We start from the raw sequence: 23,135 nt of genomic DNA on the forward strand, positions 1-23,135 counted from the left end.
CCGTCAATTTCGCCGAGTAGGAGCGAAAGAAATCGTTATGAGCATCTTCGAAGAGCTCGAATCAGAAGTCCGCAGTTACAGCAGGGGATGGCCGGTCGTCTTCGACCGGGCGCAGGGCAGCCGGATCTACAGCGAGGACGGCAAGCCGTACCTCGACTTCTTCGCCGGCGCCGGCGCGCTGAACTACGGGCACAACAACCCGTACCTCAAGAAGGCGCTCGTCGACTACATCCAGCGCGACGGCGTCACGCACGCGCTGGACATGTTCACCGTCGCGAAGCGGGACTTCCTGGAAACCTTCCAGGAGAAGATCCTCGCCCCGCGCGAACTGGACTACAAGATCGTCTTCCCCGGCCCCGGCGGCGCGAACGCCGTGGAGGCCGCGCTCAAGCTGGCGCGCAAGGTGACCGGCAAGGAATCGGTCATCAACTTCACCAACGCGTTCCACGGCATGACGCTCGGCGCGCTGTCGGTCACCGGCAACTCGATGAAGCGCGGCGGCGCGGGCGTCCCGCTGGTGCACGCCACGCCGATGCCGTACGACAAGTACTTCGACGGCGCGATGCCGGACTTCCTGTACTTCGAGAAGCTGCTCGAAGACTCCGGCAGCGGCCTGAACGAGCCCGCCGCCGTGATCGTGGAGGGCGTGCAGGGCGAGGGCGGCATCAACGCCGCGCGCCTGGAATGGCTCCGCGGCCTCGACGACCTGTGCAAGCGGCACAACATCCTGCTCATCCTCGACGACGTGCAGATGGGCTGCGGCCGCACCGGCCCGTTCTTCAGCTTCGAGGACGCCGGCATCTCGCCGGACATCGTCTGCCTGTCGAAGTCGATCGGCGGCTACGGCCTCCCGATGGCGCTCACGCTGATCAAGCCGGAGCTGGACGTGTGGGAGCCGGGCGAGCACAACGGCACCTTCCGCGGCATCAGCCCGGCGTTCGTCACCGCGACCGAGGCGCTGCGCGTCTACTGGAGCGACGACGAGCTGGAGAAGTCCACCAAGGCCAAGGGCGAGCGCATCGCGAGCACCTTCAAGGACCTCGTGGAGCGCTACCCGGAGGCGAACCTCGTCGCGAAGGGCCGCGGTCTGGCGCGCGGTCTCGAGTTCGGCAGCGGCGACCTCGCGGGCGCGGTCTGCAAGGAGGCCTTCGACCGCGGGCTGCTGATGGAGACCTCCGGTCCGGACGGCGAAGTGATGAAACTGCTGCCGCCGCTTACCCTCACCGACGAAGAACTGAGCGAAGGCCTCGCGATCATCGAGGAATCCATCGCCGCCGTTCTGAAGTAACTGCCCGAAGAACAAGAAGGAGCTCTTCACTTGCTGGTCCGCACGCTCGACGAGATCACCGACACCGACGCTGACATCAAGACCCCGAATTGGCGCAGCAAGCGCATCATCCTCGCGAAGGAGGGCGTCGGCTTCTCGGTGCACGAGACGACCCTGTACGCGGGCACGGTGAACGACTTCTGGTACGCCAACCACATCGAGGCCGTTTTCATCACTTCCGGTGAAGGCGAAATCGAGGACCTCGCCACTGGCGAGGTGCACCCGCTCAAGCCGGGGACGCTGTACCTGCTGAACGACCACGACAAGCACCAGGTCCGGCCGAAGACCGAGATCAAGTGCGTGTGCGTGTTCAACCCGCCGGTCACCGGCCGCGAGGTGCACGACGAGAACGGGGTCTACCCGCTCGTCACCGAAGACTCCTGACACTGAGCCGCTCCCACCACCACCCCGAGAAAGAAGAAACGCCAGAAGAACTGGAGGCGAGCCACTGTGACGATCATGGACACCCGGGTCGACGACGGTTACCCGACCCGGATCACCGGTACGCCGGAGCACCTTCCGCGCGTGCACCCCACTGTGTGGGGTACCGAGGCTGACGGCCCGATCGACGCCGCGACCCTGGCGAATCACGACGCCAAGGGCTACACGGTCGTGGACGGACTGCTCTCGCCCGGTGAGGTCCAGACGTACTGGCAGGAGGTCGTCCGGCTGTCGTCAGACGAGCAGCTGCGCGACGACGAACGCGTCATCACCGAGGCGCGGACCGGCGAGGTCCGGTCGATCTTCGACGTGCACGAGATCTCCGGCCTGATCGCCGAGCTGATCCGAGATCCGCGCGTGCTCGACCGGGCCCGGCAGATTCTCGGCTCGGATGTCTACATCCACCAGAGCCGGATCAACTACATGCCCGGCTTCAAGGGCACCGGCTTCTACTGGCATTCCGATTTCGAGACCTGGCACGCGGAGGACGGCATGCCGTCGCCGCGTGCGGTGAGCTGCTCGATCGCGCTCACCGACAACTACCCGTACAACGGCGGGCTCATGGTCATGCCGGGCTCCCAGCGCACGTTCGTGCAGTGCGTCGGCGAGACCCCGGACGCCAACTACAAGAGCTCGCTCAAGGACCAGCGGGTGGGCGTGCCGTCCCCGGACGACATCACGAAGCTCGCTGCCGACTACGGCATCGACCAGTTCACCGGGTCGGCCGGTTCGGCGCTGTGGTTCGACTCGAACATCATGCACGGATCGTCGAACAACATCACGCCGTATCCGCGCTCGAACATCTTCCTGGTGTTCAACAGCGTGGAGAACGCGCTGCAGGAGCCGTTCGCCGCGGGCGAGCGCCGGCCGTCCTTCATCGCCGGCCGCAACCCCGCGCCGATCACGCGGTGACCAGCGTTACTTTCGCCAACCGGCGGGTCGCTCGTAACGAAGAATGTGCGCCCTGTTACGTTGTCGCCACCTCGCAGCTCGTCTGCGGAGGCAAGGTTGTCCGCGGCGGTCCGGGTTCTTGCTCGGGGTGAGCCCCCCGAACCGCGGGCGGACGGCCGCGATGCACGGGTGGACCGCGCCCCCTGGCGGCCCGGCCGACGATCATTGAGTCCGGCCCCCGCACCATCAGATCGGGACTGATGGTGCGGGGGCCGGACTCGTCTGTTCAGGGGCTGAATTCACGAAAGAGCGGTTTCTGCGGGCTGCCGCTGACGGTAAGTTGACCTGTCTGGCTGGGGGAGAGCCTGGGAGGTGCGCGCGAGCATGGCCGATGCCGGCGCGCGGGTCGAACTGCTCGGCCCGGTGCGGCTGCTCGACGGCAGCCGTGCGGTTCCCGTCGGCGGCCCCGGGGTGCGGGGGCTGCTGGCGCTGCTCGCGCTGCGCGTGGGCAAGGTGGTGCCGCTCGAGGAGATCATCGACGCGCTGTGGGGCCACGATCCGCCCGCCACCGCCCGCACCATCGTGCACGGCAACGTGTCGCAGCTGCGCCGGCTGCTGCGGGAGATGTCCGAACCGGTCGCGGTGATCAACACCCGCCCGCCCGGCTACCAGCTTTCCCTGGCCCCGGAGCGGATCGACGCGCACCGCGCGCGGGCACTGCTCGACCAGGCCGCGCTGGAACCGCCGGAGAGCGCCTCGAAGCTGCTCGCCGAAGCGCTCTCGCTGTGGCAGGGCCCGACGCTGTCCGGCGTGCCCGATTCGGTACGGGCGCCCGAATTGGACGAGCTGCGGCGCGCGATCCGCTACGCCCGGGTCAACGCCGATCTCGACCTCGGCCGCTACGACGAGCTGATCGTGGAGCTGAGCCCGCTCGTCCGCGCCGACCCGCTCGCCGAACGCATCGCCGGGCAGCTGATGCGCGCGCTCTACCACGCCGGGCGGCGCGGGGAAGCGCTCGAGCTGTACCGCACCGTCTCGCGGGCCACGCTCGGCTCGCTCGGTGTCGAACCCGGAGCCGATCTGCGTTCGCTGCACGAGCGGGTGCTCAACGACGATCTCGCCGCGCACGAGAGCGCGGTGCCGGAGCAGGCCGTCGCGCCGTCTCAGCTGCCGCCTGCGCTGCCGACGCTGGCCGGGCGCGCGGCGGAGGTGGAGTGGCTTGACGGGCTCGCTGAACGCGGCGACAGCACCGTGATCGTGTCCGGCACCGCCGGGGTCGGCAAGAGCGCGCTGGTCATCTGGTGGGCGCATCGCGCGGCCCGGCTGTTCCCGGACGGCGTGCTGTACGCGGCGCTGCAAGGGTTTGACCCGCATCAGCCGCCGTTGGAACCGGGCGATGTGCTGTCGCAGTTCCTGCTCGGTCTCGGCGTGCCCGCCGACGAGGTGCCGGAGCGCATGCACGAACGCGTCGCGCTGTACCGCTCGCTGATCGCCGGACGGCGGATGCTCGTGCTCCTCGACGACGCGCGTTCGGCCGAACAGGTGCGTCCGCTGCTGCCGCCGGGCGCGCGGTCGATGACGGTGGTGACCAGCCGGTCGCGGCTGGAGGCGCTGGCGGTGTCGCACGCGGCGAAGCTGCGCGTGCTCGGCACGCTCGCGCCGGAAGCCGCGGTGAGCGTGATCGAGGAACTGGCCGGGCCCGCGGACTTCGACCTCAACCACGCGCTGGCCCGGCTGTGCGGTTACCTGCCGCTCGCGCTGCGGATCGCCGGGGCCCGGCTCGCCGCCAGTCCACAATGGACACTCAAGGACCTCGTCGGCGAACTGGGGAACGAGCGCACCCGGCTGGCCGGCCTGGACGTGACCGGAGCCGACGACGGCGTGCGGGCCGCGTTCGACGTCTCGTTCCGCGGCCTGCCCGACAGCCTCGCCCGGACCCTGCTGCGGCTCGGCGCGGTGCCCGCCCGGCACACCGGACCGCACCTGACGGCGGCCATCGCCGAGATCCCGATGGCGCAGGCCCGCCGCGAACTTCGCACGCTCGCCGCGCACAACCTGATCGCCGAGACCTCGCGCGACGCCTTCGCCCCGCACGACCTGGTCCGGCTCTACCTGCGCGAGCTGGCGGAAACCGAACTGGACCCGGCGGAGCGCGCGGCGGTGCTCGACCGGGCGATCCGCTACCACCAGGCCGCCTCGGACACCGCGCGCCGGAAGATGCTGCGCATCGTCGACCCGCTGGACCTGACCGGCCTCGTGCCGCCGGACGCGCTGCCACCGCTGGAAACCTTCGCCCAGGCCCAGGACTGGTTCGCCGCGGAATGGCCGAACCTGCTGGCCGTACTGGACGCCGCCCACGCCGACGGCCGCTACGCCGACGTCTGGCGGCTCGCCCGCGTCGCGCACACCTACCGGGTCGTCTGCCCGCTGTACGAGGAATGGATCCGGCTGGTCGACCTCGGCCTGGCTGCCGCCGAGGCCGCCGACGAGCCGCTCGGCCAGTGCTGGATGTTGATCTCCCGCTGCGCGATCGCGCTCACCTTCGAGCTGTCGCAGGGCAGCATCGCCGACGCCGAACGCGCGGTTGGCCTGGCCACCCGGCTCGACGGACGTTCGCTCATCGTCGCCAAGATCCACCTCGGCAGCGTGCTGACCCTGCTCGGCCGCTACGAGGAGGCCATCGAACGGCTGCTGGAGGCCGTCGCGGAGACTGAACGCACTGGTGATCTCGAACTGCGTGGGCAGGCACTCAACAACTGCGCCGAGACGGAGAAGCGCGCTGGTCGTCCGACGGAAGCGATCACCCATCAGTTGGCGTCGTTGAAGATCGACCGCGAACTCGGCGATGACAGTTATGCCGTGGTGTCGCTGAACAACCTCGCTGAGCTGCACCTGGACATCGGCGAGCTGGACGCGGCCGAAGGCTACGCGCGGGAGGCCGTGTCGCTGGCGGTCGCGCGGCAGTTCGAACTGCAGGAGGGCATCCTGCGGGTAACTTTGGCCCGGATCCTGCGCGCCCAGAAGCGGCTGGAGCCGGCGAAGGAGCAGTACTGGCGGGCTGTCGCGCTGTACGAGCGGATGAACCCTCGGCAGGTCGAGGACTTGCGGAAGGAAGCGGCCGACCTGGGGTGAGCGGAGCGCTTGCCCGGAACTCAGGCGGGCGCGGTGCCGCGTCCCCAGGTCCGTGAGGGGAACCCTGACGGAATCAGATTCCCTCAGGGTTCCCCTCACGGACCAGCTCGGGAGCGCGCAGGGAGTGAGCGGGCAGTCGGCGCGCTGTGCTCTTGTACAACGTTCAGCTGTGTTTTCGCAGGTCTGCGTGGTAATAATCGCGCCCGCTTAGCGGATTCTTAGCCATCGGGCGGTCAGCGCGCGTAGGGTCGGCCGCGACGCTGGCGGAGCCCTAGGGGAGGGGCAGGCTGTGAAGCCGGCGACGCGGGACCGCGGCAAGCACCGCGCGGACCTGGAAGAGCCGCCAGGAGCGGCTCGGTGGCGGTTGGCCGGCCGAGATGGGGGTAGGCCGGCCGGCCGCCAGGCTCTATTCGACGTTCGACGTGCAGAGCGCGATCGAACTGCCGCTGCTCTCGGCGACCTTTTTCCCGTCGACGAGGATCTGGCAGCTGATCTGGTTGGTCACGCCCGCGTTCGCGGTGTCCGCGGTCAGCGAAAGGATCGGCGCGCCGCCGCTGTAGGAGGCGTGGCCGTGCCAGTCGTCGGTGCTCGGCGGGGTGGACGCGGTGCGCTGGTCGTTCAGCGTGCCGTAGCGAACCGTCGCGCCGCCCGCCGAGGTCACCACGAAGTCGACCGAATGCTTCTCGCCCGGCTGCGGCGGGATGTGCAGGTCGCCCGCCCGCGCGGTGCCGAACATCGAGGGGTACAGCGCCATCGCACCGCACAACAGGACAGCGAGTGCGGAAAGCGTGGTTCCGGTGAGGGCGACACCCAATCCGCGCATTGTGCCCTTGGAGGAAAGTACGATTCCCGCAATTCCGCCGACGAGTCCGACGCCGGCGAGCGGCCAGGCGAGGAAACCCCAATCCGGCAGGAACGCGACACCGGCCGCGGCGAGGCCGAGCGTGACTCCGAGTCCGCCGGGCCAGTTCGCCTTCCTCCGGGCCGGGGCCTGCTGGGGCGGCCGCGGCGGCGCTTGCGGGGCCGGACGGTGCGGACCAGGGCGAGTAGTGGTCCGGCTGTGTCGTGCGGGTGCGGCCGGATACGGCTGCTCGGTCGTCATGCGTGCCTCTTCCGCTGTGTTGGCGAAGACGCTAACGCAGATGCCCGCGTAGTTGGAATAATCGTTATCGAGAGATAATGTCATTCATTTACCGCGTCCGGCCAATCGGGGTCATTTCCCGCCGGATTGCGCGAAGCGGCGCCATTTGCTGGCCGAAAAGGACTCGCCGATGATTCCGAAGAGCGACCGCGCGCTTACCCGACGGCCCTGACCTGGCGACGCGGTCGTCCCCGCGCGCCATTCACTGATCGAAAAGGCTGACTTCCGGAGTGATCTCGAGAAGTTCGTGCACCGGCCTGCCGCGCCGCCCGTCGATGGTCGTCGTGCGCACCACGCGCAACCGCGCGGTCACCGGGCGATCGAGATTTTCCTTGATCTGGTCGAGCAGATCCGGGGCGACCGCGCCCTGAATGGTTCCGCCGGATTCGCGCTCCAGATAGAAAATCCGCCGCCGGGTGCGCACGCCGTCGAGGCGTCCGGTCACCGTCTCGTAGCCGACAGCCTCGCGCGATTCGCGCAGGCTGCCCTGCAGCACCCGGGCCTGTTCGGTGGTCATGCTCCGGGTCACCTGCTCGCCCGCGGTTGGCGTGAGCGCCATCCCGATGCCCGCGTGCTTGCTGACCGCGTTGACGACGTCGCTGACGGCGTTGCGCACCGTGTCGCGCTGCAGCAGCACCGCGTCGAGCGCACCGTCGTCGGAACCGTTGGCGGGCAGGAAATCGCAGAGTTCCTTCACCGCGCGCTCGGACAGCGTTTCGATGCCGTCGTGGATCAGCGCGTCGTCGACCGCCGGTTCCGGGAAACCGAAGAAGATCGCGTTGCCCGCCTGTCCTTTTTGGATCAACGGGGCCTTGTCGCGGTCCGCCTGCTGAACGAAGGTGACCTCATTCGACGGATTGCGGATGATGTGCCCGATCTTCGCCGTCGCGTCCTGCAGCGCGCGGCTGATGTCGGAAAAGGTGTACGCGTCGATGTGCGTTTCGCCGATCACCGACACGTGCAGCAGCGGCGCGCGGCAGGTGCGCTCGAACTTCGCGTTCGCCGCCATCGCCGAGGCACGCGCGAGGTCGTCGAGCCACGTGCCGCCGGGAATCTCGTCGGCGATCCGCCGGAACTCGTTCCTCACCACACCATCTCCGGGATGCCTCTGCCGCCGTCGGCCCACACCGATTCCCACACGTCCTCGTCGCCGGGACGGCACAGGAAGCCGTCGAGCATGCCGCCGACCGGCTGGATCTGGTCCAGGTACATCGCGGGCTGGCCGACGATGATGCCGCGCAGGGTCAGCAGGCCGTACAGCGCGGTGCGGCCGCTGTCGTCGAGCCGCTTCAGCGCGCCCCATTCGTCCGGCAGCAGCACCACGTCGAGCCCGCGCGGCGGATGCGCCGTGCGGGTGACGAACGCGCCGCCGAGCCAGGCACGCCCGGACGTGATCACCCGCTGGGCGACCCCGAGGTAGCTGTTGAGCGCGCTGAAGAGGATCTCGCGCTCGTTCTGGTGCGGCGCGTCGTAGACCAGCCGCTCGTAGACGTCGGCGAGGTCGGCGTGGTGGCGGCCGGGCGGCAGCAGGTTCTGTGGCGTCCAGTGCGGAAGCGCCATCGGACCTCCTGACGTCGTCCGGGGCCCTCGGCGCCCGCTTACCGTGCGTAGCCGAATCTACCAGGTGGGTGTCAGCCACTGCGTCCAGGTCGGCGGGGCGCGGGTTCGTCATGCGGCCAGTGCGGACTCCGCTGGTCGTCCTCGGGCCAGCTCAGTTCGCCCGACAGCCTCGGCTCGGGGTCGGGCAGCGGATGCCCGGCCGCGTCGTGCGTCGCGTGCTGCCCGTTGTACGGCTCGTCCGGGTCGACGTCCGGATAGTCGTTGTAGACGCGCTCAGGCTGGTCCTCGTAGTGCGGGTACGCCGGTTCCTCGTAGTCCTCGTACGGGTTCGCCGGCGGGATGTGCCGGGTCTCCTCGGCCGGCTCCTCCGCCGGCGCGACAGCGGGCCGGTACGGCGCTGCCTCAGCGTCGGCCTTCGGCCGGGACGCGCGCGTGAACAGCCACATGACCGCCGCCCCGAGCAGGAACGAGACGAGCAGCCACAGCCAGATCTGCCCGAAGAGCCAGAGCATCCGCCATCACCTCTGTTCCACTGTGATCTCGACCCGCCGGTCGCTGTCGTTCCCGCTGTCCGAGCTGTTCGAGCCGCTCGTGCCCGCGCTGCTCACCGCGAGCAACCGGTCGGGCGGCACGTCCTCGCGGATCAGCAACCGGATCACGGCCAGCGCCCGGTTGCGGGAAAGCTTCAAAGCGGCGCTGCGCCCGCCCGGACCGTCGGCGACCCGGCCGACGAGGCGGTAGCGGAAGTTGTCCGGTGCGTCGCGCAGCAACGGCGCGAGGTCGCGCGCGGCCTGCTCGCCTTGGTCGGTGAGCTGCGCGGTGTCCGGATCGAAGGTGATCGGCGCGGCGGCGAGTTTGCGGTCCAATTCGGCCTGGATTCCGTCGCGGTCGGTCGGCGGCGCGGACGGCGGGGCGGACGAACTCGGCGGCGGGCTGGCGGGCGGCGTCGTCGGCTCGGGCGACGGCGACGGCGCGGATTGCACCGGCCCGGCACCACCGGAGGCCTGCGCCGACTCGACCCCGTCGACTCCCTGGACGATGCCCAGCGCGCGGCCCGCTTCTTCGGCCGGGAACCCTTCGAGGGTCGCCTGCCGTCCGGAGAATTTCACGTCGCCGCCGCGGAGACCGGCCGCGTCGAGCGCGGAGCGTGATCGCGCGGCGAGGTCGTCCTGGATTCCGCTGCCCTGCAGCCAAGTGACGATGCCCGCGAGCAGCGCCGTCACCACCACTGCCACGGGGATCAAGCGAAGCCACCCTCGTGCACCGGACATAAAGGGACCCTATGCCGGGCCGCTCCGCTTGGCGACCTGGTAAAGGCCGCCGTTCGGGTGGCTCTCGCGAGCGTGCCGGTACCGGTGGTTACCGGTACCGGCACGGTCGAGGGAACGGCGGTCAGGAGGCGGTCGCGTTGCCCCGCACGTCGCCCCGCATGTCGAGGTCGATGCTCGCCGGGTTGTCCGGCACGAGCGGGACGAGCGGAGCCAGCTCCGGCCGCTTCGGCGACAGGCCGTCGCCCATGGACTCGCCGCGCAGCTGGCGGCGGATCCACGGCAGCAGGTGCATCTTGGTCCACGCGAGGTCGGACCGCCGCGACGTCATCCAGGTGGCCGGCTCGCTGCTCGGCGGGTACGGCTCCCGCCAGTCCTCGTCGACCGGGACGCCGAGCACCTCGGCGGTCAGCAGCGCGATCCGGCGGTGCGCGTCCGGCGTGAAGTGCAGCCGGTCGTCGCTCCAGGCGCGGCGGTCGTGCAGCGGCTCCATGTGCCACATGTCGACCATCTTCGCGTCGTGCCGGGCCGCGATCGCCCACAGATGCGTGTTGTAGATCGCGACCTTGCCGCGCAGCACGCTCATCACAGACAGCTGCTTGGTGTCCGGCCCGTTGAAGATCACCACCGGGATCCCGGCCGCGCGCAGCTTCGCCACCCCCGCCTCGAAGCGCGCCGCGATGGCGTCGACGTCCGCGCCCGGCACGATCACGTCGTTGCCGCCCGCGCACAGCGTGACCAGGTCGGGCTTCAGCTCGAGGGCGATCGGGAGCTGCTCGTCCATGATCTCGTCGAGCATCTTGCCGCGCAGCGACAGGTTCGCGTACTGGAAGCCGGGCTCGTCGCCCGCCAGCATCTCGGCGAGCCGGTCGGCCCAGCCCCGGAACGTCCCGTCGCCCCGATGGTCGTTGAGGCCCTCGGTGAAGCTGTCCCCGATGGCTACGTAGCTGTTGATCCCGTACACGCTGGGTTCCCCTTTCCCGCTGGTGCGCGCCTGTTCCCCGTGAAGTCCCGGATGTAGTTGTACACCCCAACTAACAGTCGGATATCCCCATATCCTTCCCGCCGGACACGACCGGTTCCCGCCGATGTCACAGTCTCTTACCTTGTCGGGGGTTGCCGCCTCCCTATTACGGCATTTTCACCGGGATGAAGCTCACGATCCGGCAGGTACCGGGCGCCGTGTGGGGTAGGTCTCCCGACCTGGGGGTCCGCGGCGAGTTGCGGCAGGCTGGAAGCTGTGACAGACGAGACTGCGAAGGGGCCGGCGCGGGAGTCGCTCACGCAGATCCTCGGCGGGCGGCGCGGCGCGATCGACGCCAGCATCCCGCCCGCCGCGTTCGTCGTCGGCTGGCTGGTTTCCGGCCAGTCGATCGCCTGGGGAGCCGGCGTCGCGATCGGCGTCGCCGTGCTGCTGGGCGCTTACCGGCTGATCCGCGGCGACAAGGCGCGCGCGGTGGTGGTGAGCCTCGCCGCGGTGGTGATCGCCGCGCTGATCGCGATGCACACCGGCCGGGCCGAGGACTTCTTCCTGCTGCAGCTGTTCTCGAACGCGGCGAGCGCGCTGCTGTTCGCGGCGAGCATCGCGGTGCGCTGGCCGCTGCTCGGCGTGATCGTGGGATTGCTCCTCGGGCAGAAGACCCGCTGGCGGCGCGATCCGGCCCTGCTGCGCGCGTACTCGTGGGCGAGCAGTGTGTGGGTGCTGCAGTACTTGCTGCGCGTGGTCGTTTACGGCTTGTTGTGGTGGACCGGGCAGGTCGTAGCGCTCGGAGTGGCGCGCACGATGCTCTCCTGGCCGCTCGTGGCGGCGACGGTGGCGGTGAGCGGCTGGGTCCTTTACCGGAGCCTTCCAGCAGAACACCCGGGCCTTCGCCTGGCGAAAGACCCGGGTGCGGGCGAGTCCGAAAACGGACCCGGAAGTTAAGGCGGCCCCCGGCGAGGGGGGAGGGTCCGGGGGCCGGTTCCTACGGTACCCGGACCGGAGGGGTTGAGTCGACGGTTTCGACTCTTCCGCTCAAGTTTTGGTGGCATTCACCCGTCGGGATGGTCGCGGGGTGTCCTCGCCCCACGCCTCCACCGCCGCGAGCCACGCCGCGCCGAGCACGCCATCGGAGCTGGTCAGAACGGTGAGCCCGGCGAATTCGGCCCGCACGCGAGCCCCGGCCGGGCTGTTTTCGGCCAGCACGCTGCCCACGAGCACGATCGGAGTTTTTTCTCCCGGCTCGCGCGTGGCGCGAGCCACGCGCACGAGATGCCCGGCTCCGCGCGCCACGATTTCCTCCGCGACGGGCTCGCCGGCGGCGGCCGCGGCACTCACCAGCGGCGCGTACCGGGCGAGCCGGACCGGGGGTTCCGCGTTGGCATGGGTCACCAGCGCCCACATGACTGTGGCGCGGTCCGACAAGTCCACTGCGGACGGTCCGAACGCTTCGGCGAGGACCGCCTCGGCCAATCCGCCGAGCGGGCCGTCGCCTTCGAGCGCGGCGAGCGTGGCGCGCACGGCTTCGCGGCCGAGCCAGAACCCGGAGCCCTCGTCGCCGAGCAGCCAGCCGTGGCCGCCCGCGGTGCGCACCATCCGCCTGCCGCGGATGCGCCCGGCGATCGAGCCGGTGCCCGCGACGAGCACGGTCCCGTCCGGTTCGGCGGTCGCGGAGGCGTAAGCCACCTCGGCGTCGCCGGTGACGCGGACCAGGCCGCCGAGACCGATCCGCTCCCACGCCGCGGTGAATTCCGCGGCGACCGCCGGATCGGACAGCTTGCTCTCGCCCGCCATGCCGACCACGACGCCGAGCACGTCGGTCCGTCCGTCCACAGCGGATTCGATGGCGCCGGCGATCCGGGCCGCCGCCTCCGCGGGCGGATGCGAGTTGGGGTTCGCGCCGCCCGCGGCTCCGGTGCCGTGCACGACGCCGGCGGCGTCGATCGCGATCGCTCGCGTCGAGGTGCCGCCGGCGTCCACGCCTACTACGAGACTCACCGGGTCTTGGTCACCTTCAGCAGACCGCGCGGGTTGTCCGGGTTGCCGCCGCGAGCGAGCGACAGCCCGAGCGCGATCCGCTGGATCGGCAGGATTTCCAGTACTGGAGCCAATTCCTCGACGGTCGGGGCGACCGGGATGCGCAGCGCGGCGGGCACGTCGTGGGCCGCCGAGCCGACCGCGAGCACGTCCGCGCCGCGCTCGCCGACCGCTTCGAGAACCTCGCGCATGGCTTCGCCGCCGCGGCCGAGGCTGGTGGCGGCGAGCACGGCGGTCTCGCCGTCGACCGCCGCGACCGGGCCGTGCAGCAGGTCCGCGCCGCTGTATGCACGGGCCGCGAGGTAGCTCGTCTCGGCGAGCTTCAGCGAAGCTTCGAGCGCGCTGGCGTAGGAATAGCCGCGGCCGGTGGTGAGAACGCGGTCGACAAAGCGATACCGGTCCACCGCGCGCTGCACGCCTTCGGCCGCACCGTCGAGCGTCTGCTGGGCCAGTTCGCCGATCTTCTCGGCGTCCTCTCCCTTGCCGCCGCGGATCGCGTCGATGAAGAGATACAGCGCCATGAGCGTCGCGGAGTACGTCTTGGTCGCCGCCACTGCCTTTTCGACGCCGGCACCGATGTCGACACCCAGTTCCGAAGCCGCGCGCAGCGGCGAATCCGGGGTGTTGGTGACGGACACGGTCAGCGCGCCCTGACGGCGGGCGGCCTCGGTGACCTCGATCAAGTCGGGCGAACCGCCGCTCTGGCTGACCGTGATGAAGAGCACGTCGCGCAGGTCCGGGCGAGCGCCGTAGAGCGTCGCGGTGGAGGGCGACACGAGCCCGGCCGGCAGGCCCAGGAGTACCTCGATCAGGTACTTCGCGTACAGCGCGCCGTGGTCGCTCGAACCGCGAGCGGCGAGCAGGGCGAACCGCGGCGGGTTCTGTGAAATCTTTTTCGCCACTTCCGCGATGCCGGACCGCCGCTCGACCAGCCCGGCGAGAACGCTGGGCTGCTCCGAGATTTCCGCGGCCATGTGCTCGCCGGGACGTAGTTGGGTCATCACTTTCCTCTCCGCCGGGACGGGTGTCCCGGTGTGCTGAGCGGCGTCCGGTCAGGTCTAGACCAATGCTAGCCGGGCGGAGCGGGTCGGGAGAAGGGTACGTTTCCTCACGGGGCAGTGGCGCGTTTAATGTGGGAAGACTGAGGGAGCCGGGCATGCTGGAGACACCCCCCGCGAGCGAGGCGGGGACTGCTGCGCGAGGGCAGCGCGAACCCAAGTACTGGGCGCTGAAGCAGCATCTGCTGGACCTGCTCGACGCACTGCCGCCGGGATCGCCGATCCCGACCGAGCGGGCGCTGGCGGGAGAATTCACCGTTTCGCGCACCACCGTGCGCCAGGCACTGGCGGATCTCACCGCCGAGGGCAGACTGCACCGCGTCCAGGGCAAGGGCACGTTCGCCGCCGAGCCGAAGCTCGCGCAGCGGCTGCAGCTGTCCTCTTATACCGAGGACATGCGCAAGCAGGGCCTGAAGCCGTCGTCCCAGCTGCTGGAGCTCGAAGAGCTGCCGGTCGAGGGCGAGATGACGAAGCTCCTGCAGCTGCGCAACGGTGCGAAGATCCTCCGGCTGCGCCGGCTCCGGCTCGCCGACGGCCAGCCGATGGCGCTCGAGACCACGCATCTTCCGCTCGGCCGGTTCCGCGGGCTGCGCAAGCACATCACCGCGGGCGGTTCGCTGTACGCGGTGCTGCGCGAGCATTACGGCGTCGAGCTGGAGCGCGCGGAGGAGACGATCGAGACGTCGCTGGCCGGGCCGCAGGAAGCGGAGATCCTCGGCGCGGACGTCGGCATGCCGGTGATGATGCTGACCCGGCATTCGTTCGCCACCGACGGCAAGCCGGTCGAGTTCGCCCGCGCGGTTTATCGCGGCGACCGGTACAAGTTCGTCACCACGCTGCTGCCCTGACCGCGTGACCACCGCGGGGGAGACCGGCATCCGCTGGGGCACGCCCGCGGCTCGCGGCGTGCTCTGGACGACCATTCTCGGTTCGGGGATGGCCATGCTCGACGGCACGATCGTGAACGTCGCGCTGCCCCGGATCGGCGAGGAGCTCGGCGCGTCGGTCGCCGGTCTGCAGTGGATTCTCGACGGCTACCTGCTCGCGCTCGCCGCGCTGATCCTGGTCGCCGGGTCGCTCGGCGACCGCTACGGCAGGCGGCGCGTGTACCTCGTCGGCGTGGTGTGGTTCGGCCTCGCGTCCGGGCTGTGCGCGGCGGCGACGTCGACCGAGCTGCTCGTGCTGTTCCGCGTGCTGCAAGGAATCGGCGGAGCGTTGCTGACGCCGGGTTCGCTGGCGATCCTGCAGTCGTCGTTCTCGCACGACGACCGGGCCCGCGCGATCGGCTCGTGGTCCGGGCTCGGCGGGATCGCGGCGGCCGTCGGGCCGTTGCTCGGCGGACTGCTGGTGCAGGCGTGGTCATGGCGGCTGGCGTTCCTGATCAACCTGCCGCTCGCGGTGGTCGTCGTGCTGATGGCGCGGCGGTTCGTCCCGGAGTCGCGCGATACCGCGGCGACCGGGCATCCGGACTACGTCGCCGCGGCGGTCGGCGCGCTCGGGCTGGCCGGGGTCACCGGTGCGCTGGTCGAGGCTCCGGTGCGCGGGATCGGCGATCCGGTTGTACTGGTCGCGTTGGTGGTCGGCGTTGCCGGGCTGGGGCTGTTTCTTTGGCTCCAGCACCATGCTGCCGAACCGCTGGTGCCGCCTTCGCTGTTCCGCGACCGGACGTTCACGCTGTCGAACGCGCTGACGTTCGTGGTTTACGCGGCGCTCGGCGGCGTGATGATGCTGCTGGTTCTGCAGCTTCAGGTGTCGCTGGGTTATTCGCCGACACTCGCCGGGCTGGCCGGATTGCCGATCACGGTGATCATGCTGTTGCTGTCCGGCCGGTCGGGGGCGCTCGCGCAGCGCATCGGGCCGCGGCTGCAGCTGGTGGTCGGGCCGATCGTGGTCGGCGTCGGGATGTTGCTGCTGACGCGGGTCGGGCCGGGGTCGTCGTACCTCGGATCGGTGCTGCCCGCAGTGGTCGTGTTCGGGCTGGGGCTGGCCACTGTGGTCGCTCCGGTGACCGCGACCGTGCTGGCCGCCGCGCCGGATCGGTACGCCGGAGTCGCCTCCGGAGTCAACAATGCGATCGCCCGATCGGGTGGACTTCTGGCGGTGGCGGTACTGCCCGCCGCGGCTGGTTTGACGGGTTCTGCTTACCGCGACCCGACCGCGCTGACTGCTGGCTGGCAGACCGCGCTGGTCATTTGTGCGGTGCTGGCGATCGTCGGCGGGCTTATCGCGTTAGGAATTCACAACGGGGTGCTCGGCGCCGCTGAGCCGGACGACTCGCCGCATCCCGGGGATTGTCTGCACTGCGGGGTGGAAGGGCCGCCCACGCACGTCCATCCGGGCGGGCGTCGCTGATCTTTCGGTGGGGGAATTGTGCTGGGGTTTGTCGGCGCCGGTGAGCTGACCGCTGCCATCGTGACCGGGCTCGACGGGAGCCTGCCGGTCGTGCTGTCGCCACGCTCGCGAGAGATCAGCGCCGGGCTGGCCGCGCGGTATCCGGACGTGCGGGTGTGCGCGAACAACCAGGAAGTGCTTGATCAGGCGGACACGGTGGTGCTGGCCGTGCGGCCGCCGGTGCTGCGGGAAGTGGTGGCTGAGCTGGCGTTCCGGCCGGAACACGTGGTGATCAGTGCGGTGGCCGGGGTGCGGGTGGAGCAGTTGCGGGAGTTGGTCGCGCCGGCTTCGCGGGTGGTGCGGTCGATTCCGTTGCCGCAGGCGGCACAGCGGCAGAGTCTGACTGCGATGTACCCGGACGACGGCGTCGCGCGGGAGCTGTTCGAGCGCGTCGGCGGCGTGGTGGTGCCTCGCGACGAGCCGGGTTTGGAAGCGTTCAGCGCGGCTACGTCGACCTTCGCCGCGCACCTGGACTATCTGGCGACCATCGCCGGGTGGATGGCCGAGCAGGGCGTCGAAGCGGACGTGGCTTCGGCGTACGTGACGCACATATTCGCGCAGGTCGGGAAGTCACTGGCCGGTGGCGGGCCGTTGGAGGAGCTGACTGCCCGGCACATGACTCCGGGCGGGATCAACGAGCAACTGCTGGCTCATCTTCGGGCTGAAGGGATGCCGGAGACGGTGCGGCAGGGGCTGGACGCGGTGCTGGCCCGGATCAGCCGCGGGATTGGGTGACTAGCCGGTTCTCGATGCTCTGCAGCGCCGTGATCAAGGTGCTGACCTCTTTGGCGTCCGTGAACGTCCCGTCGAGCAGCGCGGACCACGTGTCGCGCAGCCGCTGCAGGTTCTCCGCCGCCTTTTCGGTGGGGTAGAGGCGTACCCGGCGGGCGTCGTCGGGGTCGGATTCCCGGCGCAGCAGGCCCTTGGTTTCCAGGCCCCGGACGGCCCGGCTGACGTTGCTGGAGATCATCTGGGTCGCCTCGGCCGCGGCGTTGACGGTGGTTCCCGGGTGCCGGTCGACGAACCGCATCACCGCGCCTTCCAGCGGCGTCCCCGACTCGGCGTTGGCTTCCTTGGCGGCGTTGATGTGCCGGGCCACCGCGAGGATCAGGTCGGCGAGCTCGAAAAGCTGGTCGTCTTTCACCCGGCCAGCATAGCTATCTTTTGACAGGTATCTCCTCGGCGGCGTAGGTTAGCTATCAATTGATAGCTAAGGAGGCGGTCATGACCGAAGGCAAGAGCGCGCTGATCATCGGGGCGTCGCGCGGGCTGGGCTACGCACTGGCCGCCGAATTCCTCGGCCGCGGCTGGCAGGTCACCGCGACCGAGCGGACGCCCTCCGCGCTGCACGAGCTGGCCGAGGACGGCCTGACGGTGGAGACCGTCGACATCGCGGTGCCCGAACAGGTCGCGGCGCTGCGCGAACGGCTGGCCGGATCGATGTTCGACCTGCTGTTCGTCAACGCCGGAACCAACTACACGACCGACCCTTCGGCGACGTTCGCCGATGTGTCCACCGAGGACTTCGCCAAGGTGATGGTGACCAACGCGCTGAGCCCGATGCGCGTCGTCGAGGCTCTGCAGGATCTGGTCCCCGCGACCGGAACCATCGGCGTGATGTCGTCGGGCCAGGGCAGCGTCGCCGACAACACGAAGGGCGGCTTCGAGGTTTACCGGGCGAGCAAGTCCGCGCTGAACCAGCTCATGCGCAGCTTCGCCGCCCGGCACGCCGACGACCCGCGCACGCTGCTGCTCATGGCGCCCGGCTGGGTAAAAACGGACCTGGGCGGGCCGGGTGCCCGGCTGACTGTCGAGGAGAGCATTCCCGGCGTCGCCGACACGATCGAAGCTTGGGCGGGCAAGGGCGGGCTGCACTATCTGGACCGCCAGGGTCAGACCGTCAACTGGTGACCCCGGCGTGAGGCCACCTCAGCGGCGCGCGGGGGTTCTCGCGCCGCGCGGCTGGCCTGGCGCGCGATGCCGAGGTACGTGAGGGGAACCCTGAGGGAATCAGATTCCCTCAGGGTTCCCCTCACGTACTTTCGCCGGAGCGGAGCCACGCAGCCCGTGGGGTGCTAGGCGAGCAGTTCGGCCAGCATCGCCGGATCGATGTTGCCGCCCGAGACGATCGCCACCGTGCGACCGCCGGGCAGTTCGTCCGCGTGGTGCAGGTAAGCGGCCGGGGCAGTGGCCCCGCTGGGTTCCGTCACGAGGCGACCTTGTCGGGCCAGCGCACGGACGGTGTCGCGGATTTCGTCCTCAGTCACGGTGATCACGCCGTCCAGGACCTGCTGCAGGTGCGCGAACGTGAGCTCGGACGGCTGCGCGCGCAGGCCGTCCGCGATGGTGCGAGCGCGTTGGGCGATGGGCCACTCCACGATCTCGCCCGCGGCGAGGCTGGCCGCGGTGTCGGCGGCGAGTTCCGGTTCGACGCCGTAGACCTTCGCGTTCGGGCACTTCGCCTTGATCGCGGTGCCGACGCCGGAGGCGAAACCGCCGCCGCTGACCGGGACCAGCACGGTCTCGACGTCTGGAAGGTCCTCGGCGATCTCCAGCCCGACCGTGCCCTGCCCGGCGATGATGTCCGGGTGGTCGAACGGCGGGATCAGCGTGAGGCCGCGTTCCTCCGCGAGCGCGAGCGCCGCCGATTCCCGTTCCGCGATCGGCACTTCGCGGACTTCCGCACCCCAGCGGAGAGTGGCTTCGACCTTCAGTCGCGGAGTGACGTCCGGCACCACGATCACCGCGGGAATCCCGAATTCGCGCGCGGCGTAGGCGACCGCTTGCGCATGGTTGCCGCTTGAATACGCGACCACGCCGCGTTTCCGTTCGGCGTCGGTGAGTGCGGCGATCGCGTTGTACGCGCCGCGGATCTTGAACGCGCCGATCGGTTGCAGGCTCTCGGGTTTCACCCAGAATTCGCCGGGAACCCAGAGCTGGCGCAGCAGCGGAGTGTGCACCGCGGTGCCCTTTACCCGCCCGGCCGCGGTTTCGATGTCGGAGATCGTCACGAGGTGCATGAGGCGAGTATGTCAGGAAAGTGTGAGCTTTAGTCTATCCATTGTGGACAGTCAACGTGGCGTCCCTCACGCCCGGGCAACGAAGGGAGCGTCTCAGGCGACTTAACCGTTGAAGAAACAGGACACGAACGGGAACGATCAGATCGGAATCATGAGCGAGGAGCAGAAGGAAACCGCGGAGGACAAGAAAAAACTCCGGATGACCTCGGTGCTCGCCGCGGCGCTGGCGGCGGTCACCGCCGCGTTGCTGGGTTCGACGCTGGGAGTCGCCGGAACAGTCATCGGCGCCGGAGTGGCCAGTGTGGTCAGCACGGTCGGCGGCGAGCTGTATCTGCGTTCCCTGCAGCGGACTCGTGATGCCGCGCGGAAGGCGATGGAGACAGCCGGGCGACGCAGCCGGGCCGGGCTTGCTCCGGTGCATGTGCCGCTTGAGAAGGCGAAGCCTGCTGCTCCGGGTGAGGCGCCGACGGTGTATCTCCCGGCTGACCTGGCGAACATGCCTACGGTTCGCTTGTCACAGCTGAAGCCGACTGAGCCGGAGAAGTCCGACAGTTTGGGCGAGAAGCTGCGGAAGATGCGGTGGCCGTTGATCATCGCGTCGAGCGTCGCTGCGTTCGTTGTCGCGTTGCTTGTTCTGTTCGGCCTGGATTGGACTACTCAGGGGAGTGTGTCCACCGGGTTGATTCCTCGGCAGCCGGATACCAGCCAGCAGCGGGATGATCACCCGGACAACACGCCGAGCACCGCACCGCAGACGCCCCCGCCCGGCGAGTCGAAGCAGAACAACCCGACGTCTACTCCGACCACAACGCCGAGTGCTCCGCCCTCCTCGCAGCAGCCGACGCAGCAGACGCGCCCGCCGTCCACGTCCTCGAACCCGCCCACGAGTTCGCAGGCCCCCGCCACCAGCCAGACGCCGACCGCTCCCGCGGTTCCGTCAAACGGGGCCGAGTAGCTCCCCGCGGCGATTCGTGAGGGGAACCTTGACCGTCAGGGTTCCCCTCACGGCTTACGAAAGCCGCGCCTTCAGCCCCTCCGCGGCAGCCTTCGGGTCATCCGCCTCGGTAATCGCTCGAACCACCACTACCCGAGACGCCCCGGCCTCCAGCACCTCCGGCAACCGGGCCTCGTCGATCCCGCCGATCGCGAACCAAGGCCGCTCCGTCCCGAGAGCCGCGGTGGACCGGACCAAGCCCAGCCCCGGCGCGAACCGGCCGGGTTTCGTCGGGGTGGGCCAGCACGGGCCGGTGCAGAAGTAGTCCACCCCGGTCTCCGCCGCGGCCGCGGCGGCCTGCTGCTCCGAATGGGTGGAACGGCCGATCACCACGTCGTCGCCCAGGACGCGGCGCGCCAGCGAGACCGGGATGTCGTCCTGCCCCAGGTGCAAGACGTCCGCCCCCACGGCCAACGCCACATCCGCCCGGTCATTCACCGACAGCAACGCCCCGTGCCGCGCACAAGCCTCCGCCAGCACCTCCAGCGCGGCGATCTCCTGCCGAGCCTCCAACGGCGCACCGTCGGTCTTGTCCCGCAGCTGCACGATGTCAACGCCACCGGCCAACGCGGCGTCAGCGAACTCGGCAAGGTCTCCACGAGAAGCGCGCGCATCCGTGCACAAGTACAGCCGGGCGTCGGCGAGACGGGTGCGAATTTGGTCTCCGGTCAAGGCAGGCATGGCGGTGACGTTACCCGCGCGCTACGGTGTGGGAGTCCGCACGGGAGCCCGAGGCACGGGCTGAGAGGGAGCTGCCGCTCCGACCGTGGAACCTGATCCGGGTCATGCCGGCGCAGGGAGCGTGATTCCACTGTGAACACCAGCACCACAACCGTCACTGTCGTCGGCGGCGGCGTCATCGGGCTGTCCGCGGCCTGGCGCGCGGCCGCCCAAGGATGGCGCGTCACCGTTGTCGACCCGGATCCCGTGCACGGCGGCGCGTCCTGGCTGGCTGGCGGGATGCTCGCCCCGGTCACCGAGGCGTGGCCGGGCGAGGAAGCCGTGCTCAGCCTGGGGGAAGCGTCGCTGCGACGCTGGCCCAGCTTCGCGCGGGAGCTCGCCGAGGAAGGGACCGATCCCGGGCTGGCCGAGCACGGCACGATCGTCGTCGGGTTCGACAGCGCCGACGCCGGGCACCTTGACATCCTCGCCGGGTACCTGCGTTCGCTCGGCCGCGACGTCGAGACCCTCACCGGGCGCGAGGCGAAGCGGCTAGCGCCAGGCCTCGGCTCGGTGCGCAGCGGCCTGCATGTGCCGGGCGATTTAGCCGTGGACAACCGGAAACTGCTTACAGCGCTGAGCGAAGCGGCTACGAAGCGTGGGGTCGAGTTCCGCCGCGAGCGGCTCGAGAGCCTCTCCGAAGTGTCTGGTCCGGTGATCCTCGCCGCAGGCGCGTGGACCGGTCAGCTGCATCCGTTGCTGGAGCACGCCGTACGCCCGCTGAAGGGCGAGATTCTGCGACTGCGCCCGCGTCGGGGCTGTCTGCCGCCTCCGCCGTACACGGTGCGCGCGATGGTCGAGGGACGGCCGATCTATCTGGTACCGCGAGAAGACGGCGAACTGGTCCTTGGCGCGACGCAGTACGAAGCGGGTTTCGACCAAGCCGTCACCGCGCGCGGTGTACGCGAGCTGTTGGAAGGCGCGGAACGTATTCTGCCTGGCATCACGGAGTACGAGCTGGTGGAAGTCGCCGCCGGACTGCGTGCCGCGAGCCGCGACGCTTTGCCGTACATCGGCGAAGTGAGCGAAGGCGTGTACGCGGCGACAGGGCATCACCGCAACGGTTTGCTGATGGCGCCCGCGACGGCGGACGCCGTGGTCGCGTGGCTGGCCGGCGAAGCCCCGCCGCCGGAGGTCGCCGCGGCGACGCCCGCCCGTCTGGTCGAGAAGGAGCGAGTCTGATGGAGATCAAGGTCAACGGCGAGTTGCGGGAATTTCCCGACGACAGCACCGTTTCCGCGGTCCTCGACGCGCTGGGAGCGGAACGCCGGGGCGTGGCCGTCGCGGTCAACGGCGAGGTCGTGCGGCGTGGCGAATGGGAAGAAGCGGTCGTGCCGAAGGGCGCGAACCTCGAAGTGCTGACCGCGGTTCAAGGAGGTTGAGCATGGACGACCTGATCATCGGCGAACACAAGCTGTCGTCGCGATTGATCATCGGCACCGGTGGCGCGGCGAATCTCGAAGTGCTGGAACGCGCGCTGGTCGCGTCGGGCACCCAGCTGACCACCGTGGCGATGCGCCGAGCCGACGCCGAGGGCGGCTCCGGAGTGCTGGAGTTGTTGCGGCGCTTGGACATCGAGCTGCTGCCCAACACCGCGGGCTGCCGGACGGCGGCCGAAGCCGTGCTCACCGCCCAGTTGGCCCGCGAGGCGCTGGAAACGAACCTGATCAAACTCGAGGTGCACGCCGACGACCGGACGCTGCTGCCCGACCCTTTGGAGACCCTCGACGCCGCCGAACGCCTGGTGGCGGACGGATTCACGGTCTTCGCGTACACGAACGACGACCCGGTGCTCGCCCTCCGCCTGGAGGAGGCGGGCTGCGCCGCGGTGATGCCGCTCGGCGCCCCGATCGGCACCGGTTTGGGTATCCGGAACCCGCACAACATCGAACTGATCGTCTCGCGCGCGTCGGTGCCGATCGTGCTGGACGCGGGGATCGGCACCGCTTCGGACGCGACGCTGGCGATGGAACTCGGCTGCTCGGCGGTGCTTTTGTCGACCGCGGTGACTCGGGCGGCGGACCCGGAACGGATGGCACTGGCGATGCGGAGTGCGGTGGAGGCTGGGTATTTGGCGCGGGGTGCTGGGCGGGTTCCGCAGCGGTTTTGGGCGCAGGCGTCCAGTCCGCCTCGCTAGGGTTCTCGTGGGTGTTTATGCCGGTTCTAACCGGCATAA

Annotated in this window: 24 protein-coding genes and 1 riboswitch; of the genes, 13 read left to right on the forward strand and 11 right to left on the reverse strand. The window is 69.7% G+C overall.

The window, feature by feature from the left end; genetic code table 11:
- The first annotated feature begins 37 nt into the window (after positions 1-37).
- From ectB to AB5I40_RS30650, 4 genes are all read left to right on the forward strand, one after another.
- Positions 38-1,288, forward strand: a complete 1,251-nt coding sequence (gene ectB, locus AB5I40_RS30635) for a diaminobutyrate--2-oxoglutarate transaminase (protein WP_370933720.1) — start codon at positions 38-40, stop codon at positions 1,286-1,288.
- Between the two features lie 30 nt (positions 1,289-1,318).
- Complete coding sequence (locus AB5I40_RS30640) at positions 1,319-1,711, forward strand: ectoine synthase (RefSeq protein ID WP_009084077.1); 393 nt, start codon at positions 1,319-1,321, stop codon at positions 1,709-1,711.
- A gap of 66 nt (positions 1,712-1,777) precedes the next feature.
- Positions 1,778-2,680: an ectoine hydroxylase gene (thpD, locus tag AB5I40_RS30645; protein WP_370933721.1), complete on the forward strand. Its 903-nt coding sequence runs from the start codon at positions 1,778-1,780 to the stop codon at positions 2,678-2,680.
- A gap of 363 nt (positions 2,681-3,043) precedes the next feature.
- A complete protein-coding gene (locus AB5I40_RS30650; protein ID WP_370933722.1) occupies positions 3,044-5,791 on the forward strand; it encodes a BTAD domain-containing putative transcriptional regulator in 2,748 nt (915 codons plus the stop codon).
- A gap of 406 nt (positions 5,792-6,197) precedes the next feature.
- On the opposite strand, the gene AB5I40_RS30655 is transcribed toward AB5I40_RS30650, so the two are convergent.
- The 6 genes from AB5I40_RS30655 to AB5I40_RS30680 form a co-directional block, all read right to left on the reverse strand.
- Positions 6,198-6,893 carry a hypothetical protein gene (locus AB5I40_RS30655; RefSeq protein ID WP_370933723.1) on the reverse strand — a complete coding sequence of 232 codons (696 nt, stop codon included), beginning with the start codon at positions 6,891-6,893 and terminating at the stop codon, positions 6,198-6,200.
- A gap of 241 nt (positions 6,894-7,134) precedes the next feature.
- Positions 7,135-8,019 carry a hypothetical protein gene (locus AB5I40_RS30660; RefSeq protein ID WP_067580198.1) on the reverse strand — a complete coding sequence of 295 codons (885 nt, stop codon included), beginning with the start codon at positions 8,017-8,019 and terminating at the stop codon, positions 7,135-7,137.
- Complete coding sequence (locus AB5I40_RS30665; RefSeq protein WP_182896440.1) at positions 8,016-8,492, reverse strand: hypothetical protein; 477 nt, start codon at positions 8,490-8,492, stop codon at positions 8,016-8,018. The genes AB5I40_RS30660 and AB5I40_RS30665 overlap by 4 nt, the downstream gene beginning before the upstream one ends.
- A gap of 71 nt (positions 8,493-8,563) precedes the next feature.
- A complete protein-coding gene (locus AB5I40_RS30670; RefSeq protein ID WP_370933724.1) occupies positions 8,564-9,004 on the reverse strand; it encodes a LapA family protein in 441 nt (146 codons plus the stop codon).
- Positions 9,005-9,010: 6 nt separating this feature from the next.
- Entirely contained in the window at positions 9,011-9,727 is a 717-nt protein-coding gene (locus AB5I40_RS30675) for an OmpA family protein (protein ID WP_370940641.1), read from the reverse strand.
- Positions 9,728-9,884: 157 nt separating this feature from the next.
- Positions 9,885-10,724, reverse strand: a complete 840-nt coding sequence (locus AB5I40_RS30680; protein WP_370933725.1) for an SGNH/GDSL hydrolase family protein — start codon at positions 10,722-10,724, stop codon at positions 9,885-9,887.
- Positions 10,725-11,000: 276 nt separating this feature from the next.
- Here AB5I40_RS30680 and AB5I40_RS30685 point away from each other — a divergent pair, with 276 nt between their 5' ends.
- Positions 11,001-11,684, forward strand: coding sequence for a DUF3159 domain-containing protein (locus AB5I40_RS30685; RefSeq protein WP_370933726.1), 684 nt, complete (start codon positions 11,001-11,003; stop codon positions 11,682-11,684).
- Between the two features lie 90 nt (positions 11,685-11,774).
- Here AB5I40_RS30685 and AB5I40_RS30690 read toward each other — a convergent pair whose 3' ends face one another.
- Positions 11,775-12,737, reverse strand: coding sequence for an N-acetylglucosamine kinase (locus AB5I40_RS30690; RefSeq protein ID WP_370933727.1), 963 nt, complete (start codon positions 12,735-12,737; stop codon positions 11,775-11,777).
- On the reverse strand, positions 12,734-13,777 hold the full coding sequence (locus tag AB5I40_RS30695) for an SIS domain-containing protein (protein ID WP_370933728.1): 1,044 nt from the start codon (positions 13,775-13,777) through the stop codon (positions 12,734-12,736). Before AB5I40_RS30695 ends, AB5I40_RS30690 begins: the two co-directional genes overlap by 4 nt.
- Positions 13,778-13,932: 155 nt before the next feature.
- Here AB5I40_RS30695 and AB5I40_RS30700 point away from each other — a divergent pair, with 155 nt between their 5' ends.
- From AB5I40_RS30700 to AB5I40_RS30710, 3 genes are read left to right on the forward strand one after another with little or no spacing between them, the layout of a single operon-like run.
- Positions 13,933-14,682, forward strand: a complete 750-nt coding sequence (locus tag AB5I40_RS30700; protein ID WP_009084055.1) for a GntR family transcriptional regulator — start codon at positions 13,933-13,935, stop codon at positions 14,680-14,682.
- 4 nt (positions 14,683-14,686) lie between these two features.
- Complete coding sequence (locus tag AB5I40_RS30705; protein ID WP_370933729.1) at positions 14,687-16,186, forward strand: MFS transporter; 1,500 nt, start codon at positions 14,687-14,689, stop codon at positions 16,184-16,186.
- Positions 16,187-16,204: 18 nt separating this feature from the next.
- Complete coding sequence (locus AB5I40_RS30710; protein WP_370933730.1) at positions 16,205-16,960, forward strand: NAD(P)-binding domain-containing protein; 756 nt, start codon at positions 16,205-16,207, stop codon at positions 16,958-16,960.
- On the opposite strand, the gene AB5I40_RS30715 is transcribed toward AB5I40_RS30710, so the two are convergent.
- Positions 16,941-17,369 carry a MarR family winged helix-turn-helix transcriptional regulator gene (locus AB5I40_RS30715; RefSeq protein ID WP_370933731.1) on the reverse strand — a complete coding sequence of 143 codons (429 nt, stop codon included), beginning with the start codon at positions 17,367-17,369 and terminating at the stop codon, positions 16,941-16,943. The two genes, AB5I40_RS30710 and AB5I40_RS30715, sit on opposite strands and share 20 nt — an antisense overlap.
- A gap of 80 nt (positions 17,370-17,449) precedes the next feature.
- On the opposite strand from AB5I40_RS30715, the gene AB5I40_RS30720 reads away from it, so the two are divergent.
- Positions 17,450-18,136, forward strand: a complete 687-nt coding sequence (locus AB5I40_RS30720; RefSeq protein ID WP_370933732.1) for an SDR family NAD(P)-dependent oxidoreductase — start codon at positions 17,450-17,452, stop codon at positions 18,134-18,136.
- 164 nt (positions 18,137-18,300) lie between these two features.
- On the opposite strand, the gene AB5I40_RS30725 is transcribed toward AB5I40_RS30720, so the two are convergent.
- Positions 18,301-19,245 (reverse strand): threonine/serine dehydratase, encoded by a 945-nt coding sequence (locus tag AB5I40_RS30725; protein ID WP_370933733.1) that lies wholly within the window; start codon positions 19,243-19,245, stop codon positions 18,301-18,303.
- Between the two features lie 151 nt (positions 19,246-19,396).
- Between AB5I40_RS30725 and AB5I40_RS30730 the strand changes: the two genes are divergently transcribed.
- Positions 19,397-20,200 (forward strand): hypothetical protein, encoded by an 804-nt coding sequence (locus AB5I40_RS30730; protein WP_370933734.1) that lies wholly within the window; start codon positions 19,397-19,399, stop codon positions 20,198-20,200.
- 54 nt (positions 20,201-20,254) lie between these two features.
- Here AB5I40_RS30730 and thiE read toward each other — a convergent pair whose 3' ends face one another.
- Positions 20,255-20,920: a thiamine phosphate synthase gene (gene thiE, locus AB5I40_RS30735; RefSeq protein WP_370933735.1), complete on the reverse strand. Its 666-nt coding sequence runs from the start codon at positions 20,918-20,920 to the stop codon at positions 20,255-20,257.
- 30 nt (positions 20,921-20,950) lie between these two features.
- Positions 20,951-21,056: riboswitch (TPP riboswitch) on the forward strand.
- Between thiE and thiO the strand changes: the two genes are divergently transcribed.
- From thiO to AB5I40_RS30750, 3 genes are all read left to right on the forward strand, one after another.
- A complete protein-coding gene (gene thiO / locus AB5I40_RS30740; protein ID WP_370933736.1) occupies positions 21,053-22,141 on the forward strand; it encodes a glycine oxidase ThiO in 1,089 nt (362 codons plus the stop codon). Its footprint overlaps the riboswitch before it by 4 nt.
- Positions 22,141-22,341 carry a sulfur carrier protein ThiS gene (gene thiS / locus AB5I40_RS30745; protein ID WP_370933737.1) on the forward strand — a complete coding sequence of 67 codons (201 nt, stop codon included), beginning with the start codon at positions 22,141-22,143 and terminating at the stop codon, positions 22,339-22,341. The genes thiO and thiS overlap by 1 nt, the downstream gene beginning before the upstream one ends.
- Before the next feature lie 2 nt (positions 22,342-22,343).
- Positions 22,344-23,096, forward strand: a complete 753-nt coding sequence (locus tag AB5I40_RS30750) for a thiazole synthase (protein WP_370933738.1) — start codon at positions 22,344-22,346, stop codon at positions 23,094-23,096.
- Positions 23,097-23,135: the final 39 nt, after the last annotated feature.

The sequence above is a fragment of the Amycolatopsis sp. cg13 genome, from assembly GCF_041346965.1.
In the GTDB taxonomy this organism is placed as follows: Bacteria; Actinomycetota; Actinomycetes; order Mycobacteriales; family Pseudonocardiaceae; genus Amycolatopsis.